We start from the raw sequence: 18,183 nt of genomic DNA on the forward strand, positions 1-18,183 counted from the left end.
CTGTGAAGAAGAAAAACTGATTTCATGCTTTGCCAAGCATTACCCAGAATATGGAACCTTGGCCGTCCGAATTGTCCTCAATTCCAAGATCACCTTTATGGAGTTCCACTACCCTTTTTACGATGGCAAGACCAAGGCCTGTTCCTTTTACACCTTTTTTATCAACCCGCTTGAACCTCTCAAAAACATATTCCTTTTGTTCATCAGGGATACCATCTCCCTCATCCGTGACCATCACTTTCCACGAATCGCCTGCATCGAGAATATCGACCATGACCTTACCGCCCATTGGACTGTATTTCAAAGAATTTGATATAAGATTAACAAAAACATCCTCGATAATATCATTCACGAGGGACGGATATTCACCATGGAAGTTCAAATCCAGTTTAATTTCTTTTTTAGAGATTTCTAAAGAAAACCTTTCTACTACTCCCAACAGTATAGAACCTATATCCTGTACCTCGAACTGCAGGTCATCAGGGGATTCAAGCTTTGCAAGCTTTGCGGTAGACTCTATCATTGAGGCCAGATGATCAGCCTGATCACGTATCAACTCCAGATTTTCTTTTTTCTTAAGATTAGTTTCATTCATATAAAGGATATCACTGAATCCTCTTATAATATTTACAGGATTGATCAGGTCATGCCTCATAATGTCTGTGAAAAGGTCCTTAAGTCTGTTAGACTCTTCAAGTTGTGCTTTTTTTGCTTTTTCCAGCGTCAAACGTGAATGCACTTTCATGAGAAATATCAGCATGAGTATGAGAACCAGAACATACCAGCACTGAATGAGTAACTGAGTAGGAGACACTTTCCCATAATCTACATATAAGCTAACCCTGAGTTCTTTCATAAGATTATCTACAGGACTATAGCTTGCCGGAACTGACCATCCATTAGAATCAAGCTCAATAAAAGCATTGCTATCAGTAGGCATGCTTAAAAGGGCAATAGATACCTTATTGGAGATACCATCCGGTGTAGAAGCAATCTTTCCAAACATCCAGTCAGCGTAAAGGTCTGTGCTGACAAGGAAAGGATAACCCGTGTAATCCTTCTGATTAAGAACCTTGATATCTTCAATATCTATGCTACCCTCAAGAGCCATTCTTTCCAGAGTTCCTGTCCTGACCGAACCAGCATCTACATCCCCGTTGATAATGGCAAGGACCACTTTATCATGTGTCTGGCCAAATGTCAGTTCGCCAAGATCAGTCTTATAATCTATGCCGTTATGTTTCAATTCTCCTGCAGGCGCCAGGAAACCACCGAATGATTCTTCGCTGACCGCCATGAAAGATCTCCCTTCCAGGTCCTGCAAGGAATTGATATCAACCCTGTCAGCCCTTGTAAAGATCACACCACCAAAACCAGTATATGAGGAATTGTTCCACATTGGCTGGAAAGTTGCTATCCTACCGGCTCCGTGAAGGCGCGCCAGTTCAACGCAGACAATGGGGTTCGCATAGTAAAAATCGATATCTTCATTAGTTACTGCAGGGATGAATTCATCATAATCAAGAGGAATTACTTCAAAAGTCTCATTGGGAATACTAGTTGTCAGGTACTCTGCAGTTGGAGCCCATTGATCAATAGTGTCATTCTTTTCACCATGAACAGAAAGAACACCTATTATGTAATTATCCGACTCACAATTTACCACAGGAAGAAAGACAAAACTAAGAATCAAAAAAGCAAGCACTAACCGTGTATCTGAATACCCAGACCCCATGTTGATTTCCACTCCCTGTTAGTATGCGCTAATATAACTTGTATAATAATTATACACAAATGCAAATGCACATACCCCCTATATTAAGGTTACTGACTTGTCAACCTATTTCACCTCAATGAACTTCAAAAGGTTAGTACCACCCGGCTTGCCATATCCTGTTGACTGGCCCTGAGTAAGGATCAGCATATCGCCTGCTCCAATCATATCTGATTTTGTAAGAGCATCCATTACAGATTCCTCCCAATCTTCTACTTTTTGACGAGCTAGAACAGGATAAACAGCATATTGCATTGCAAGCTGTTCGCATGTAAGCGGATAACGACTAAAGGCAAGTATCCATACACCAGGCCTGAATCGTGAGATATGCCGAGGTGTCTTGCCTGAAACTGTAGGAGTAATAACGTACTTTACAGGCAGATTCCGCAGAGCATCATTCACCTGGATGGATATCATATCCTCAACTGTGGGATGCATTCTCTGAATGGCCTTTTTCATCATTTCAAGACCTATTGTAGTGTGATACCTCCACTTTTCCGTTGAGTGAGCTATCATTGCCATCATTCTGACCGTCTCAACAGGAAATTTTCCCACAGCAGTCTCGGCAGATAGCATCACTGCGTCTGTCCCGTCGATTATTGCATTTGCAACATCTGTGGCCTCTGCCCTTGTAGGCCTGATGTGTTCTGTCATGGACTCGAGCATCTGGGTTGCTGTGATAACAGGAGTGCTCATGAGATTGGCCTTGTGTATGATATCCTTTTGAACGATAGGAACCTTCTGGATAGGGATCTCAACACCAAGGTCACCACGGGCTATCATGATGGCATCGCTCTCTTTCATAATAGAATCGATGTTCTTCACAGCCTCCTCCCTTTCTATCTTCGAAACTATGAATACCTCTTTGCCCTTACTCGCAGCATAGTTCCTTACCAGCAGGATGTCATCTTTAGATTCTATGAAGGACAAACAGAATATACTTATGCCCTCCTGTAGACCGAAATCGATGATCTCCAAATCCCTGCCGGTTATCGGGTTGATCAGTATCTTTGAACCGGGAAGGTTGAGACCTTTTTTGGAAAAGAGCGGACCCCCTACAACGACATCACAATGGATATCCCCATCAATAATATCCTTGCAATCAAGCTGGATAAAACCATCGTTAAGATAGATAGGACTGCCTAGTGTGACACTCTCTGCAATCTGTTTATATTGAACAGGGATTATCAAATCCTTACCCACTACATCCTTTGGTGTCAGTACGACATGTAAACCCGTCGTGAGCATCATTGGCTCATCTTCAATTACACCAACTCTTATCTTGGGTCCGGGAAGATCAGCCATGATAGCTACCACCCTGTTGAGCTCATTAGCGATCTTCCGTATTCTCCTGATAATAACACGATGAGCATCAAGGTCACCATGAGAAAAATTCAGTCTGGCAACGTTCATTCCCTCAAGAATAAGGCCACGCAACACATCCTCTGAAGATGATGCGGGTCCGATAGTGCATACAATCTTTGTTTTATGATCCGGTAAATGCATGTTTCCTTCTCCCGGTTAGTAATTATAACTTTCTCCAGATATAAGTATGGAATGTGTTGGAAGATCCGGGACAATTTTGGAACATACACGGAACTGCCATAATTCAACCGTATTCTGCAGTATATAATTCAGTATATATAGTCCGTATATAGTCATTATCTTTGGTACAAATCATTAACATCTACTAAAAACAATATAACTTGTGGAGTTTTTATAATGGGAAATACAATTCATGAACTATCAGACCAGCAAAAGAAAGAGCTTTCAGATATTTTTGGAAGTGGAGTAAACTTCAAAGACAAGGAACGCCACTTTTATACACATGATGTGGGAGCATTGCCATCCCTTATCAAAACCATGGTAGGAAAGGCAAAGCCTGCTGCCATTGTGAAGGTAAATAACGAAGAAAAAGCTGTTGAGCTCATCAATTTTGCACGTAAATATAAGATCCCTGTAGTTCCAAGAGCAGGAGCTTCTTCCGGATACGGTGGCATCATACCGACAAAAGGAGGTATCGTTGCCGATGTAACCCCAATGAGAGAGATCATAGATATTGATAAGGATAATCTCAGGGTGACAGTTGGTGCAGGTGCCGTATGGCATGACCTTGAATCAAAGATCAACGAGGAAGGACTTGCATTGCAGGCTGTTCCTTCAAGTGCGATGTCGGCAACCGTTGGTGGATGGCTTGCCCAGAACGGTGTGGGTTACGGAAGTTACGAATACGGATGGTCACAAGACACCATGGAATCTGCAAGAGTGGTATTACCAACTGGTGAAGTAAAGGAGTTTTCCGGCGAGGAACTTGGAAAGATCATCGGTACCATGGGCACTACCGGAATAATCACGCAGGTCACACTTAAACTGAGGAAATTCGAAAAAACTGCTGCAATTTCAGCTAAGTTCCCTGATGCATCCTCCATGAAGAGAGCCATTAAGATGGTCGGTGAGAAGAAAATCCCTATATGGGCAATCTCCTTCCTGAATCCTCAGTGGGCTGAGATGAAGAACAAGTCCCCGTACAAAACACATTACGGAGAGACGATCGAGGAACACAGACCGGAATTACCACTTTCCTACATATGCAACTTCGCCTATCCCAAATCAAGAGATGTCAGTGCCCTTGAGAGTGTGATCAAAGAAGCAGGAGGAGAGAAGCTTTCTGATGAGATCGCTGAGCATGAGACACAGGAATGGTTCAGGTCCATGAAGGTCAAGAGACTTGGCCCTTCATTCATCCCGGCTGAGGTTGTTGTGCCGGTTGACAAGATCGACACGATGTTCAACGAAATCGAGAAGAAGATCGGCCTTCCAGTTCTTGTTGAGGGTATGGTGACAAAGGGCGACGAGGCTATTATGCTCTGTTTCATGCCACACTCAGAAAGATCATTCAAGTATAATCTTGCATTTCCGCTTGCACTGAGTATTGTAAAAATAGCAGAGGAAAATGGTGGAAGGATATACGCTTCCGGTCTTTACTTTGCAAGTCAGGCAGAAAAAGTGTATAAGGATCGCTTTAAGGCCATTCAGGCTTTCAGGAAGCAGATCGATCCTGATGACATCATGAACCCTGAGACGATGACAGGTAAGTCCATGATTAATACCGGACTTTCCCTTGCAAAGGTGTTCGAACCTATGGCCCGTATGGTGGGTAATATGTCAGGAGTTGGCAACCAGGAGTTCAAAGAGGAGAAAGGACTGCCAGGAGACATTATATCTCATGCTTACACCTGCGCTCAGTGTGGATACTGTGTTAACGAGTGTGACCAGTATTACGGTCGTGGCTGGGAATCACAGTCACCACGTGGCAAGTGGTTCTTTATCAAGGAATACCTTGACGGAAAAATGAAACTAGACCAGGAGCAAGTGGATACTTTCCTTGCCTGTACCACATGTGAGATGTGTGACCATAACTGCCAGCTTGACCTGCCTATCGAGCGTTCATGGATGACACTCAGGGAGAACTTCGTCCAGAAGAGAGGCATGATGACAATCCCACCATTTGAGATCATGGCACAAAGTCTGGATAAGGAAAGGAATATCTGGGCAAACTACAGAGTAGACAGGGACAAGTGGCTGCCTGATGATATCAGGGCAAAACTCAAGGACAAGGCGGAGATTGCATACTTTGCCGGATGTACTGCATCCTTTGTGGAAAAGGACGTGGCAATAGGTACCGTTCGCTTGCTGGATGAAGCAGGTATCGAGTTCGCATATCTTGGTGATAAGGAATCGTGTTGTGGAATTCCAATGCTAGTTGCCGGAAAATGGGATGTGTTCGAGAGAATCCTGAAAATGAACATTGCCAACATGCAGAAGATAGGTGCAAAGACAGTTGTTACCTCCTGTCCTGCCTGTCTGCTTATGTGGAGGACTATCTATCCTCAGTGGGCCGAGAAACTCGGAATGGAATTTGACATCGAAGCAAAGCACTATTCTGAAGTGCTCGTGGATAAACTTGATGTATTGAAACCAAAGTTCAAGATACCTCTGAACAAGACTATTGCATGGCATGATTCATGCCACCTGGGAAGAGCCGGTGCAGGAGTATACGAGCCACCACGAGAATTGCTGAAAGCAATTCCTGGAGTGAAGTTCAAGGAGATGGAACACAACCGTGAGAAGGCACTCTGCTGTGGTTCTGTTGTGACGCTTATCGACGAGCCGAAAGTGGCCAGTAAGATTGGAAATGTCCGTTTGCAGGAGGCTGTTGACCAGGATGCTGACATCATGGCGGCACTTTGTCCATGCTGCCTTGTTCAGTTCAGGGTTGCTGCAAGGGATAATAATGTCGATATAAAGATAGAGGACCTTGGAGCACTGGCGGCACGCAGTCTTGGATATGACCTGCCGGATACGAATAATGATGCTCTTGTAGCATGGGCGACCTTCGAAAAGATGATTGAGCTGATGGAACCGGAGAATATGACCGAGATGATGGTGGAACTGCTGCCTGATATGATCGGTGCCATGCCTTCATACATGCAGGCTATGATGAAGACGGTAAAATATGTACCGGGTATGGATGTTCTTATGAAGCCAATGATGCCGATAATGATGCCTATGCTCATGCCTTCTTTGATGCCAAAGGTCATGCCAAAGATGCTAAAGGCTGTCGAGAAGAGGGTTCCAATGCCAGATTACATGAAGGAGCAGATGCCAGACCTCATGCCGGATGCAATGGGTAATCTTTTGCCTAACATGCTTCCGCAGATCATACCTCTGCTGACACCGAAGATGATAGCGTATATTAAGGCGAACTGAGAATAAAAGGCCGATATGGCCTTCTTTTTTCTTATTAATGTGGAGAACTAATTTAAAAAGTACCAGATAATTAAATATCTGCAATGGCATTGAGATACTATAAGAAATGAAGAACATGTGATCCAAGTACTTTTTCAAAAAATCTTATTATTTTGTATCTGAAAGATAGGTATCATCTTGTTTAATTAATTTACCGCTTATATCTTTATAGGTTATATTTTTCAAAAGATTATCCCCAGAAGGAGCGTCAGTTGAACGATATTTAAATATCACCTTTTTAGAATTCGGAATTAATTGTTTTGTTTGAGATTCACCTTCTGGATTTACGTGCTCTTCGTATAAATGCTCAGGAATTTACTGAATCCATATATTCAAGATTATATTTTATATCATATGCAGGACCTTTGCCAATATTTTCAACATACATAACTTCTTTATAACCATCGTTTTCTCTTGAATATTTCCTCTCAAAATATAGAATCGGTTTATTTTGGAGAGAAAACTGTTTTGTAGAAAAATACAATGCTATCAAAGACACAATAAAAGCAAATATAGCGACTATATTATTTTCTAAAAATAATATTATGTTTAGCAAATTGAAACCTCCAATTATATACATACCATATTACATAACTTAAATAATATACATAGTATTTAAAAATATATTATTGGTTTTGAGATTAATTATTAGAAAATGTAACTGAAGGCTAAAGTCGTAGATACCCATCAATTTTCAATCCCATGCCTAGACAAGTTAAGAAAATTAGGGAAACTTGATTAATTCTGCAGACATTTTCAGTTAAACAAATAAATAACCCATACATTGCTTTAGAGCAGTGTCAATTTCTTATTTAACATTAATAGATTGCTTTTTTGGATTTGACTGGAGGTGTGATACCATAATAGTCTGTTTTTTGCTTGTTCAAAATTTCCGATTAGTCAGCATAATAGGAAAAAACCGTCCTTCGCCTTTGCAGGCTTGCAGTAAACCGATATTTCTTAAAGATAGAAAATTTTTATAACAATGCTGTTAGAAGGTTTACCTTTATTTGGCGGTTAGACAACTTGATTTTTGTACGGAATATCAAACATAAATGTCGTTAATCTAAATGTTATTAATTTAGACAATAGTCTGCAAATATATATATTGAAAAAATGGCAATTTTGATGTTTAATCATATTGTAAAATGATTGAATGCATAAGATTTAACCTATTGAATCATTAGATATTTTATGTTTACTCATTATGATGGATGTGTAGAATGTCTAAAAAAGATTTAGAATCAATTGATGAACTCAATTTAGAAGCAAAAGAAATAATAGATTTATCTAAAAAGTTCTTCTTATCGGTTCCAATCGAAAACAAAAGGCAAGTAATCTCAACTGGCAACCATATATATTCATTAGATGGCGATATTAATAAAAATCCAACCACGTATTCTAATTATTATACATGGGGCAAACTTTCTATGGAAATGTTAACCTTACAAAAAGAGATACTTGATAAATATGCATCATGGTATGAAAATAGTAAACCATTAATAGAAGTATATAACCCAAGCTGGCGTAACGCTTTCAATGAATACAATAAAATAATCAATCGCCACATAAATTTATCTGACCAAACAATCGAGGTCAATAATGAAAAAATATACCAAGTATTCATGAACTGTTTTAGATATCAAAAGAATATGGTTGATCCCATAACAGACATAATTCAAAGCCAATACATTTTTTTTATAAACAAAAACAAAATAAACCAAGCATTTAGAATAGCTTCTAAAGTAGCTAAAAAACAATGGCAATACATTATTGCCTTATTAATTTTTATTGCTTTACTCGCAGATGCCATTAATGGTTGGTCAGTAATAGCTGCATTTATTAACACAACTTTAACTTAGACTCCTACTCCTCACATTTCAGCCTTAAAATAAAATATTCTTCCTTTACTTGACAGACTGGGAAAAATGCGGTTGACGAATCGCTCAAATGGGAACGAATGGTAGGGCAAAAAATTAAATTAAAAACGATTTGTATTCGGATGTGACCTGCTTTTTATAGCAAATAGCCACCCCATATACAATATTAGATATTCTTCTGAAAAATATAGAATGCATAACCATATTCATCCGGGCGTTCTCTGAAGAGCTTTATCTCTTTTCTGTTAAACTCAATTATCATTTCTGCTTCGGTGTTTCCTTTATAGTTATCACTGATGTCATCAACTCTTTTTTCCAGATTGGAATAAAAATCATACCAGACAGAAACTGGCAATTTAAAATGCTCAATGATATCATATCCTACTGCCGTGATAACTTTTTCAGTGTCAGGTATGTTCATGATACCGGGATATATCTCCTGCCAGAACTGAAGCACTTCCGGAGAAGGTTCATCCGTGAACCATGTGTTCTCTGTCACTGCCATATAACCCCCACTTTTAAGAAACTGTTTCCAGTAGCTAAGTCCTTTTTCAAAACCAATGACAAAAATAGAGCCTTCAGCCCAGATGATGTCGAATTCTCCCGCTTCAAATGGCAGGTCATCCATGGAGGCACAAACTGTGGTAATCCTGTCGTCTACTCCTTCTTTAATCGCATTTCCCATCAGTTTGTCCAGAAAAGGCTGGTAAATGTCAGTTGCAGTGATGTGACAGTCGTTGCAGATCTTCGCAAGATGTATTGTCTGCATACCCACACCACAACCAATGTCAAGGATTTTACTTCCTGCAGGAAGGGAAGAAAGCAAATTAAAGGCTTTTTCAGTACATTCATTACTGCCAGGACCCTGTCTGGGTAAACCGTCAAATATCTCAAAAATAGGTGATTCACTCATAAATATTTATGAGAAAAATCTTACTTAAATCTGTTGTGGTACTGCGATAATGATTGTGTTTTTTAAAACCTACATGCATCAGCAAGGTATGGAACAGTACGACAAAGTATTATCAAATAAAATCGAATTAGAAAAAGAGATATAAAAGGCTGGTTTGCCTTTTATTAATACATTATTTCTTAATCGGCTTATCAGGCGTGACACCGTAGTGTTCTGTTCTTGCCTTGCCCCATGGACAACCTTTTTTCCCGAATATCTTAAGTTCAAGGTTCTGTATAGCCTTGCATAAACCGTTACCTGCACGTGCACCTTTGCATACAAGACAGTATTTCTCACAGAATACAGGAGCTTTCTTCTGGTCTGTCATAAATTATCCCCTCCGTTTGTTTAGACTTGTCTGACGTTTTTCCAGATAAAGATAAGTTAGACAGGTTATTATAATTTAGCCTGTACTTCCTTTGCGAATGCTTTTGCTTTCTGTACACAGGATTCGTCAGGCTGTCCCTTTGTAGATGGACCCATCTCACCGAATGCTTTCATCTGAGGGTCATCTGCCTTGAGCAGCATGTCAATCACTGGCTGGGCAAGCTCTCCCTGACAGTCAAATGTACCAAGAATGTTTGCACCTTCTGCAGCCTGGGCGCAGGAACCTGTCCATGAGTGTATAGCCTCAAATCCTTCAGGCACAGCGTGAGTCATGAATGTGGCAATGTTCTTACCTGATGTTTTCCCGGATAAAAATGTCTTTACATTTGCAGGAACATCGAACTGAAGCACGGGGAAACCTATGAAGGCAAGGTCATATCCTTCAAGGTCTGTAACTTCACCTATTGGTTTGATATCTTTCTCGCCTTCGAGTTCGCCGTAAATGGCTTCTGCTATTTTCTGTGTATTCCCTGTCTGGGTCATTTATGTTACGAGTGTTTTCATGTAGATACCTCTGTTTTTTGATGATTTAGTGTATCTACTATAGATTTATATAGCTAAGCGTTAGGAAACTGTAGTGAATCTTGTTTGATACAAAAAAATAACCTTGGTGAGGGTTTTGATTGGATGGTGTTTCAGGGGAGTAGAAAGAAGATAAGGAAAACATGGGACATTAATTTGGGCACTTCTGCCGTGGAGAGATTAATCACCATCTTACATGGACTTTTTTTTATTTTTACTGGATAATATTGTTATTGTTGTAGATGTGGAAAAAATATAATCAAGCAAAATTGATGAAATTAAAAATTTTCATACAGAACTGAATTTGCAGCAAATTATTTACACTATAATGCGTTAAATGCGGTTAAGGTTATGATTGAACAAGGAGTATTTAATGAACCCACAAATAAAAGATGATTTCTCCTTTTTGAAGGTTATGATTAATGATTCAAAACGTCAATCTAGTAGTCTTTATCGTCCCGGACCCTATTGGAATTATAAAGTAAAAAGCGCAATATCTGAAATAAAGAGATGCGGAATAAAAGATTTCAGAGGTTCGTCAAATCTAATTGGCCTTTCTTATGCCGATAATTTAGTAATTGATATCCGAGATGCGTATAATTATGGATTTCGTAAAATCATAATATGGGGGACAAAATTATTTCCATTTAGTAAGATATATGATGCCCAATTAGCACAGACACGTAATTATGCTGCCGAATCAATACGAAATTGCCAAGAAAACCTCAATTCAAAACCTCGAGTCAGAGAATTATTAGGAAAATATAGACTTCCATATTCCCTGCTTGGCGGATGTAAAAAAGCAGTCAACATCAATGGGCAAGATTATGCAATTCATTATCTTAATGTTCTAGAACAGCATGATAATGTGGCCGCTCACATTAGATATGATATGGCTCGAACTGTTTTTGAAATAGGAGGAGGGTTTGGAGTTAATGTCCATCTCTTAATTGAAAACTATCCAAATATCAGGAAAGTGATATATCTTGACATTCCACCGAATCTGTATGTTGGAACGCAATACTTAAAGGCTTTCTATGGCGAGGCTGTTTCTGACTGCAGAAAATTCCAAAATTTGGAAACAATAAAATTTACAGATACAGATGATCTGGAGATTTTTTGTATTGCACCATGGCAAATTGAGAAATTGCAAGCCCAAGTTGATATTTTTATAAATGCGCATTCATTTGTTGAGATGCCTAAAGATATCGTTTCAAATTACGCACACCACATCATGAGATTAAACAGTTCAGATAAATCGGCAATTGCACTAATTTCCTATGATTTATTTGATTTGACAACTACTTTTGATCCTGCGAACTTGCCACAGTTTTTCCCGGGCAGAAAATTTCAATTTTTTGAGCATGAGGGATTGGTGGATTCTTCCAGAAGGAATCTATATTATGTGTCAAGTGGAAACATTCCGGTTGAAGAGAGTTAACGTGAGTCTAATTAAGTACTTCCATAATTTCCCGGCACGAAATAGAGGATGAGTCCATTTCAAAAGTATAAATACAACTTCATGCAATAATTGCATGAGGGGTTTTGAATGAAGTTCAGAGAATTCTCTGATGAACAATGGAAGTTTATTAAGCCACATTTGCCACCACAACCAATAACCGGAAGAAAGATAGTTGATGACCGTAAGGTCATCAATGGTATTCTCTTTGTCCTAATAAAAGGTTGCAGGTGGGGTGATACGCCAGAATGTTATAGTTCAAATGTAACTGCAATTAAATCAAAGCTTTTTAAAATTATCCTCTTAGAATAATGTGTAATTTCTCAATTATCCTTATCTAGAATACAAATCTAAACTTTACTGTTATCACCGCTTCCTTTTCTATGGAATCTCAAAAACATTCACCCACGAAAAAATGAACCGACAATCATAATATGAGATATCGGATAGTTCCTCTAAAAATAATTAGACTCAAGTTGCAAAAAAAGGTTTTGTGTCCAAATAGGACACTATTCAATTTCATCTTTATTCAACGGCATATTGCTTATTTTGCTACTACTCTAACAGTATCAACAAACGCATCTTCCCGTGAATTGGACATCTTTCCCCGGAATTGAAGTTTGAGGTTGTTTATGTCGTTCAATTCAACGCTCGCGTAGTGCCATTGATTTTCCGTATCCATATATCCTCTTAAAATTGCTTTTTCAGTCCAGGTAGCTCCTCCATCTGTGGACACATCAAATGCAAGGTATTCTCAGACCACTTTCAATGTACCAGGAGAAGGTAATTGTAGCGCTTGTTTTACCATCCAGATCTATATCTCTAGAGGTTTATGGTGCATCCCTAGCCCATCCATCGACTTCAGCAGAATATTTGCCATCTACTGCCCGCTGAACTGAATCGTACCCGTAGCTTCGTCTGCCTTCAGTCCATAGTCCATTCCATGCCCCCTGCTCAAAACTATCATAGAATACCTCTTGGGGTTCACTGGATGCTTCTTTAATAGTCATAGTCGTATTTTTAATCGAGGTACCTATGGAATTTCCTGATGGATCACTTATAATCACGTTCTTCAGAGAAATTGTTGATGTGCTTGTAGCCTGCTCTTTTACACTCATTGTGATGCTTGAAGGACTCAGGTTCTAAGATGCTTGAAGGACTCAGGTTCTAAGATGCTTGAAGGACCCAATACCACACCATAAATATCTGAAAGTATCCCTGCATTGTTGTCTATATTTCCATAGCTGACGAATGTTGAAGCACCTTTCGAGCTTAAGAATCTACCTTTAGATACATCATGTACCTGTATCTTTGAGCTATCAAACTCGAGATTGAACTGTAATCCGGCAATTGCAGAATCTGGTGTTATAAAAACATCTACTGTGAAATCTTCACTGGGTGTGACGATTTGAGTTGATGGTTTAAGTGTTACATTTGCTGCAGTCGAATTAAAACAACCGAAAACAAGAAGAAGTAAAAATATAGTAACCTTTGTAATGTTCTTGATAAGGTATAGCCTCATTATTTAAGAGCTTGTAGATTTATAAGCACATATAATTATTTGATTTTATTGATAATAATATATTATTTGTGTTAAACAATACTGTTTTGGTACATCTCAAATAGAGATTTCATAAGAAAATTCATAGTTATCACACTTCTTTTCTATGGGTAATCTCCCCTACCTTTTCCACTTTTACACATCTGATTCCAGAAGTACAGAGCCACTAAATATAATTGGGATTTCCACCACCTTTTAAACCTCTTGTATCCTTTTTACCACAACATTTTCCATAAATACTAACTGTTTTCGCCATATTTTATCTTCCTATGAGAATTTGCCCACAACCATACCACAAAAAACTTATTTGTTCTTTTTTGTCGGTAAGAAATAATTATTACTTTCACTCGACTTACTATGGGTTTTTATTGTACATGTCACATAAAATAACTTGAAGTTGAGGTCGGTGATGAATTTGGAAATTATAAACGAAGCAAAGATTACAGAATTAGAAGAAAGAAACGTAGCATATGTTTCATTTATCGGCAACTACATAGGAAATGTCAAAGTGTTTGAAGATTTATTTGGCAAACTTGGCAGCTGGGCAGGTCCGAAACAATTGATGGGAACAGACCCTCTTTTTATGTCTGCATATTATGATGATCCAGGCGTTACCCCTCCGGAAGAACTTAAGCTGGATGTGTGCATGACCAGCCGTTATGATGTTGAAGTTGAGGGAGACATCAAAAAGCAAACACTTCCCGGGGGAAAATACGTTGTAATGCGTGCAGAACTAGCAGGACCGGAGGAATATGGCCCTGCATGGGAAAAGATTGTTGAGTGGCTGATACAAAATAACCTTAAAATTGATATGGCCCGGGCAAGTTACGAGATATATTTAAACTCCCCCGAAGAACACCCGGAAAAACATCATATTCTTGATATATGCATGCCTGTCAAGTGAATCAAACATAATAAACTTTAAAAAAGTAACTCAATCAAATGATTGAGTAAAAAAATATGGTGCAGCTCTTTAGAAGAGCCGCATTTTAACACTAATTTTCAGAATCCTTCAACATCAGACTAATGCATCCTCCGGGAAGTCATAGGTCATTTCTTCCACATCTGATAAGAACGAATCATCCATATCATCTGATTTCGCATAAGCATTAGCACTCACAGTATCCAGCTTGAACCTGGACACCACCATCCGCATATTAGCTGCCACATCTGCAAGTTCCTGAGCAGATTTTGATACTTCCTGCATAGATGATGTCTGCTGTTCCACGGAAGCAGCCGTTTCCTGTGCCCCTGCTGCCGATTGTTCAGATATTGCAGACACCTCTTCGACAGAAGCTGTGATCTCCTCTATTGAAGCTGACTGTTCTTCAGCGGCTGCAGCAATTTCCTGAACCATCTTGACAATTATACCTCCGGTCTCAACAACTTCACCAATTGCCTTAACCGATTTTTCAAGGGAAACAGCCCCTGTATCAACCTCATCAGCTCCCTTTGCCATAGACGTGACTGCATCTCTTGTTCCAGTCTGTATCTGACCTATCAATTGTGCAATTTCATTAGCTGCATTACCGGAGTCTTCAGCCAGTTTTCGAACCTCGTCAGCCACCACAGCAAATCCACGGCCATGTTCTCCTGCACGTGCTGCTTCTATAGCAGCGTTTAGTGCAAGCAAATTAGTTTGATCAGCGATACTTGTGATAAGATTGACTATCTCACCTATCTGCTTGGATTTTCCATCCAATTCATTAATAACATCTGAAGATTCGCCAACTGCCGATTTTATGCTTTCCATCTTCAACATAAGATCATTGGATATTTCACCAAGGCCCTGTATGAGCTTATTGGAGTCAACAGCACTTTGTGCAGCATTCTCGGAGTTAGCAGCTACCTCCTGAACAGTGAGATTCATATCATTCATTGCCCTTGAGACCTCTTCAGCCTTGACGGACTGCATCTGCGTACCCCTTGATATCTCAGCTACGATGTTAGTCATGTCTTCTGAAGTCGCTGTCAATTCCTCACTGGAAGCAGACATTTCCTGAGCAGTGGAAGCAATACTTTCAGCGTTATCAGTCACAAGAGTTACTATCTCATTCAATGAAGACCTGCACTTCTCCACACCTTCTGTAAGTTGTATGAAGTCTCCAACTCCATTAATACTAACCTTTCTTGTCAGGTCATTGGATGATATTGCATCGAGGACAGCACATGAATCACCGATAATACTCTGCAGTGTATCACCAAAACCATCAAGTGTGTCACCCAATTGTTTGAAATCACCTTCCACATCTATTGCAAATCTTGCATTCAGATCACCTTCAGCATAGGCGGTGATAACCCTTGCAGTTTCGTTCACAGGACCAACAACAGCATCAAGACAATTGTTGACACCATCAACTATTTTGAGATAATCTCCCTGGTGTCTGGAAGTGTCAGCACGGGTATCAAGCTGCCCGTCAACACCGGCCTGAGCAAGAATATTTGCATCGGCTACCAGAGTATTGATCGCTTCAATACAAGTATTCAAATTGTTCTTAATGGTATTGAAATCACCATTGTACTCATCTTTGATCTTTTCAGGAATATTTCCTTTGGAGATATTTTCCACATAATCTGCAGCCATGTTAAGTGGTCCAATCACAGCATCAAGTGTGTCATTAACACCTTCTATTATCTTTCGATAATCTCCCTGATGTCTGGATGTGTCAGCACGATTATTAAGTTTCCCTTCAACTGCACCTTCTGACAACATATTTGCATCGACAACAAGCGCATTAATTGCATCAATACACTGATTTAGGTTGTTCTTGATTGTGTTGAAGTCACCGTGATAGTCATCAGTGATCCTAGAAGGAATATTTCCATTGGAAATCTTATCCACATAATCTGCAGCCATGTTAAGCGGTCCGATGACAGCATCAAGTGTGTCATTCACACCTTCAATAATTGCTCTGAAATCACCATTTTGTTTGGAGGCATCGGCACGGATGTCAAGTTTACCCTCAACAGCAGCACGGGACAGCATGTTGGCATCATCGACAAGTGCATTGATAGCATCAATACACTGATTCAGGTTATTCTTGATCTCATTGAAGTCACCGTGATACTCATCGGTAATCTTGGAAGGAATATCACCATGAGATATTCTGTCAATATGTTCTGCCGCCATATTGAGTGGATTTATCACAGCATCCAGAGTGTCATTAACTCCCTCAATGATTGCCCTGAAATCACCATCGTGTTTGGAGGCATCGGCACGGATGTCAAGTTTACCCTCAACAGTAGCATTTGACAGCATATTGGCATCATCAACAAGTGCATTGATAGCATCAATACACTGATTCAGGTTATTCTTGATCTCGTTGAAATCACCACTGTATTCATCGGTGATCTTGGAAGGAACTTCACCATGTGAGATTCTATCAATGTATTCTGCAGCCACGTTTAGTGGACCAATTACTGCATCGAGAGTATCATTAACACCTTCAATGATCACCTTATAATCACCTTGATGTTTGAAAGCATCAGCACGAACATCGAGCTTACCTTCAACTGCAGCTGCCGACAACATATTAGCATCATCAACAAGCGCAGTGATAGAATCAATACACTGATTCAAATTAATCTTAATTGTGTTGAACTCACCATTGTAGTCATCAGTGATTTTAGGGGGTATTGCACCTTTAGAAATATTGTCAACGTAATAAGCAGCCATGTTAAGTGGATTAATTACAGCATCCAGTACCTGATTAAATCGTCTTGGTATTGCCTCAAAATCGATTCCTACATCAATGTTTGCTCTTCTGTCAAGCTTACCTTCAAGAGTATCTTTGGATATCGTGTCAAAGTCTGTTACTATTTTCTTAATTCCTCCTGAAATAGACCTGCTTATCAGGAATGCAGCAATACTGCCCAGAACTACAAAAATCAGAATAGCCATTATCAAACTGTTCTTGATAGCGTTTAAAGGTCCTTCAAATTCTTCAGTATAAGCACTTGATACAATGAACCAGTCATTTGGCTCGTAGTAAGTGTAACTAGCAATCTTCTCACGGCCCTCCCATTCATAAGTGATCGTACCTTCTTTAGTTGCAATGATCTCTTTTATGAAATCATTGTCAAAAACACTCTCTCCTTCAATACTAGGGTGGATTGCGAGATTACCGTTAGAGTCCATGACATATATGTATCCAGTCTCACCAACCGTTATCTTCGACATCTGATCCTTCATAATGACCCTGTACTGCTCTTCAGGAATGCCGACGAAAAGAATACCAATGACCTCATCTGAGCTATCTTTTATTGGTTCATATATACTTACATACCAGGAACCAAGCACATCAGCCCTCCCTTTGTAGGTTTGACCCTGCGTAACAACAGCATCGTATACTTTATCAGAAACAGTAGTCCCTACAACACGGTCTCCATCCTGATTGATAATCGTAGTACTAATACGAACTGCGGAGTCGCCCTTGATCTGGAATATAGTTACCTCCCCACCAATATCCTCCTTAATCCAGTCAACCATATCGAAGTTATTGTTGACGACATAGTTTCCACCAAGTACCATTTCACCATTGATTATGTCAGGGTTACCACGAGTATAGAATTCGTAACGTACGAGACTCAGACTGGTTTCAAGGCTTTTTTGGGCAACAGAGAATACGGAATCAATATACTGTTTTTCAAGAAATACCTGGTCACCTAAGTTTGCCTCTAATTGATTACTGGTGGCAGAAGCTGTTTGTTCATATGAATAAAACCCAACCAGCGTGACTGGCAGAATAGTAAGCAGTAGTGATACTGCAATTATCCTTTGACTTATGGTTATATTTTTTAAGTTCATTTGAATCCAACCTTTGTGAGGGCACGCAATTC

General features: G+C 39.6%; 15 protein-coding genes. 5 read left to right on the forward strand and 10 right to left on the reverse strand.

Annotated elements, in window-relative coordinates:
• Positions 1-22 precede the first annotated feature (22 nt).
• Both QZZ23_RS13765 and pyk read right to left on the reverse strand, forming a co-directional pair.
• Complete coding sequence (locus QZZ23_RS13765) at positions 23-1,735, reverse strand: sensor histidine kinase (protein ID WP_292471239.1); 1,713 nt, start codon at positions 1,733-1,735, stop codon at positions 23-25.
• Between the two features lie 105 nt (positions 1,736-1,840).
• Positions 1,841-3,280, reverse strand: a complete 1,440-nt coding sequence (gene pyk, locus QZZ23_RS13770; RefSeq protein WP_292471242.1) for a pyruvate kinase — start codon at positions 3,278-3,280, stop codon at positions 1,841-1,843.
• 216 nt (positions 3,281-3,496) lie between these two features.
• Between pyk and QZZ23_RS13775 the strand changes: the two genes are divergently transcribed.
• Entirely contained in the window at positions 3,497-6,544 is a 3,048-nt protein-coding gene (locus QZZ23_RS13775; RefSeq protein WP_292471244.1) for an FAD-binding and (Fe-S)-binding domain-containing protein, read from the forward strand.
• 346 nt (positions 6,545-6,890) lie between these two features.
• Here the strand turns inward: QZZ23_RS13775 and QZZ23_RS13780 are convergent, their stop codons facing one another.
• Positions 6,891-7,139: a hypothetical protein gene (locus QZZ23_RS13780; RefSeq protein ID WP_292471247.1), complete on the reverse strand. Its 249-nt coding sequence runs from the start codon at positions 7,137-7,139 to the stop codon at positions 6,891-6,893.
• A 667-nt stretch (positions 7,140-7,806) separates the two neighbouring features.
• On the opposite strand from QZZ23_RS13780, the gene QZZ23_RS13785 reads away from it, so the two are divergent.
• Complete coding sequence (locus tag QZZ23_RS13785; protein ID WP_292471250.1) at positions 7,807-8,445, forward strand: hypothetical protein; 639 nt, start codon at positions 7,807-7,809, stop codon at positions 8,443-8,445.
• A gap of 184 nt (positions 8,446-8,629) precedes the next feature.
• Here QZZ23_RS13785 and QZZ23_RS13790 read toward each other — a convergent pair whose 3' ends face one another.
• The 3 genes from QZZ23_RS13790 to QZZ23_RS13800 form a co-directional block, all read right to left on the reverse strand.
• Positions 8,630-9,376, reverse strand: coding sequence for a class I SAM-dependent methyltransferase (locus QZZ23_RS13790; protein WP_292471252.1), 747 nt, complete (start codon positions 9,374-9,376; stop codon positions 8,630-8,632).
• Positions 9,377-9,548: 172 nt separating this feature from the next.
• Entirely contained in the window at positions 9,549-9,743 is a 195-nt protein-coding gene (locus tag QZZ23_RS13795) for a hypothetical protein (RefSeq protein ID WP_292471255.1), read from the reverse strand.
• A gap of 68 nt (positions 9,744-9,811) precedes the next feature.
• Positions 9,812-10,285 carry a flavodoxin family protein gene (locus QZZ23_RS13800; RefSeq protein WP_292471257.1) on the reverse strand — a complete coding sequence of 158 codons (474 nt, stop codon included), beginning with the start codon at positions 10,283-10,285 and terminating at the stop codon, positions 9,812-9,814.
• 412 nt (positions 10,286-10,697) lie between these two features.
• Between QZZ23_RS13800 and QZZ23_RS13805 the strand changes: the two genes are divergently transcribed.
• Both QZZ23_RS13805 and QZZ23_RS13810 read left to right on the forward strand, forming a co-directional pair.
• A complete protein-coding gene (locus QZZ23_RS13805; RefSeq protein ID WP_292471259.1) occupies positions 10,698-11,765 on the forward strand; it encodes a putative sugar O-methyltransferase in 1,068 nt (355 codons plus the stop codon).
• A 108-nt stretch (positions 11,766-11,873) separates the two neighbouring features.
• Entirely contained in the window at positions 11,874-12,095 is a 222-nt protein-coding gene (locus tag QZZ23_RS13810) for a transposase (RefSeq protein WP_292471261.1), read from the forward strand.
• Between the two features lie 232 nt (positions 12,096-12,327).
• Here QZZ23_RS13810 and QZZ23_RS13815 read toward each other — a convergent pair whose 3' ends face one another.
• The 3 genes from QZZ23_RS13815 to QZZ23_RS13825 form a co-directional block, all read right to left on the reverse strand.
• Complete coding sequence (locus tag QZZ23_RS13815) at positions 12,328-12,519, reverse strand: hypothetical protein (protein ID WP_292471264.1); 192 nt, start codon at positions 12,517-12,519, stop codon at positions 12,328-12,330.
• A gap of 94 nt (positions 12,520-12,613) precedes the next feature.
• Complete coding sequence (locus tag QZZ23_RS13820; protein WP_292471266.1) at positions 12,614-12,793, reverse strand: hypothetical protein; 180 nt, start codon at positions 12,791-12,793, stop codon at positions 12,614-12,616.
• A 125-nt stretch (positions 12,794-12,918) separates the two neighbouring features.
• The gene (locus QZZ23_RS13825; RefSeq protein WP_292471268.1) at positions 12,919-13,305 is read right to left on the reverse strand and encodes a cohesin domain-containing protein; all 387 of its coding nucleotides are present in this window, start codon (positions 13,303-13,305) and stop codon (positions 12,919-12,921) included.
• A gap of 448 nt (positions 13,306-13,753) precedes the next feature.
• Here QZZ23_RS13825 and QZZ23_RS13830 point away from each other — a divergent pair, with 448 nt between their 5' ends.
• Positions 13,754-14,248, forward strand: a complete 495-nt coding sequence (locus QZZ23_RS13830; RefSeq protein WP_292471270.1) for a GyrI-like domain-containing protein — start codon at positions 13,754-13,756, stop codon at positions 14,246-14,248.
• A 114-nt stretch (positions 14,249-14,362) separates the two neighbouring features.
• Here the strand turns inward: QZZ23_RS13830 and QZZ23_RS13835 are convergent, their stop codons facing one another.
• Positions 14,363-18,151 carry a Cache 3/Cache 2 fusion domain-containing protein gene (locus QZZ23_RS13835; RefSeq protein WP_292471272.1) on the reverse strand — a complete coding sequence of 1,263 codons (3,789 nt, stop codon included), beginning with the start codon at positions 18,149-18,151 and terminating at the stop codon, positions 14,363-14,365.
• Between the last annotated feature and the right edge of the window lie 32 nt (positions 18,152-18,183).

It is taken from the genome of Methanolobus sp. (genome assembly GCF_016278385.1).
Lineage (GTDB): Archaea > Halobacteriota > Methanosarcinia > Methanosarcinales > Methanosarcinaceae > Methanolobus.

Excerpts from the sequence above, each read along its gene's own strand:
- QZZ23_RS13765 (WP_292471239.1), bottom strand. The coding sequence starts at position 1,735 with ATGGGGTCTGGGTATTCAGATACACGGTTAGTGCTTGCTTTTTTGATT.
- pyk (WP_292471242.1), bottom strand. The coding sequence starts at position 3,280 with ATGCATTTACCGGATCATAAAACAAAGATTGTATGCACTATCGGACCC.
- QZZ23_RS13775 (WP_292471244.1), top strand. The coding sequence starts at position 3,497 with ATGGGAAATACAATTCATGAACTATCAGACCAGCAAAAGAAAGAGCTT.
- QZZ23_RS13785 (WP_292471250.1), top strand. The coding sequence starts at position 7,807 with ATGTCTAAAAAAGATTTAGAATCAATTGATGAACTCAATTTAGAAGCA.
- QZZ23_RS13790 (WP_292471252.1), bottom strand. The coding sequence starts at position 9,376 with ATGAGTGAATCACCTATTTTTGAGATATTTGACGGTTTACCCAGACAG.
- QZZ23_RS13795 (WP_292471255.1), bottom strand. The coding sequence starts at position 9,743 with ATGACAGACCAGAAGAAAGCTCCTGTATTCTGTGAGAAATACTGTCTT.
- QZZ23_RS13800 (WP_292471257.1), bottom strand. The coding sequence starts at position 10,285 with ATGACCCAGACAGGGAATACACAGAAAATAGCAGAAGCCATTTACGGC.
- QZZ23_RS13805 (WP_292471259.1), top strand. The coding sequence starts at position 10,698 with ATGAACCCACAAATAAAAGATGATTTCTCCTTTTTGAAGGTTATGATT.
- QZZ23_RS13810 (WP_292471261.1), top strand. The coding sequence starts at position 11,874 with ATGAAGTTCAGAGAATTCTCTGATGAACAATGGAAGTTTATTAAGCCA.
- QZZ23_RS13820 (WP_292471266.1), bottom strand. The coding sequence starts at position 12,793 with ATGACTATTAAAGAAGCATCCAGTGAACCCCAAGAGGTATTCTATGAT.
- QZZ23_RS13825 (WP_292471268.1), bottom strand. The coding sequence starts at position 13,305 with ATGAGGCTATACCTTATCAAGAACATTACAAAGGTTACTATATTTTTA.
- QZZ23_RS13830 (WP_292471270.1), top strand. The coding sequence starts at position 13,754 with ATGAATTTGGAAATTATAAACGAAGCAAAGATTACAGAATTAGAAGAA.
- QZZ23_RS13835 (WP_292471272.1), bottom strand. The coding sequence starts at position 18,151 with ATGAACTTAAAAAATATAACCATAAGTCAAAGGATAATTGCAGTATCA.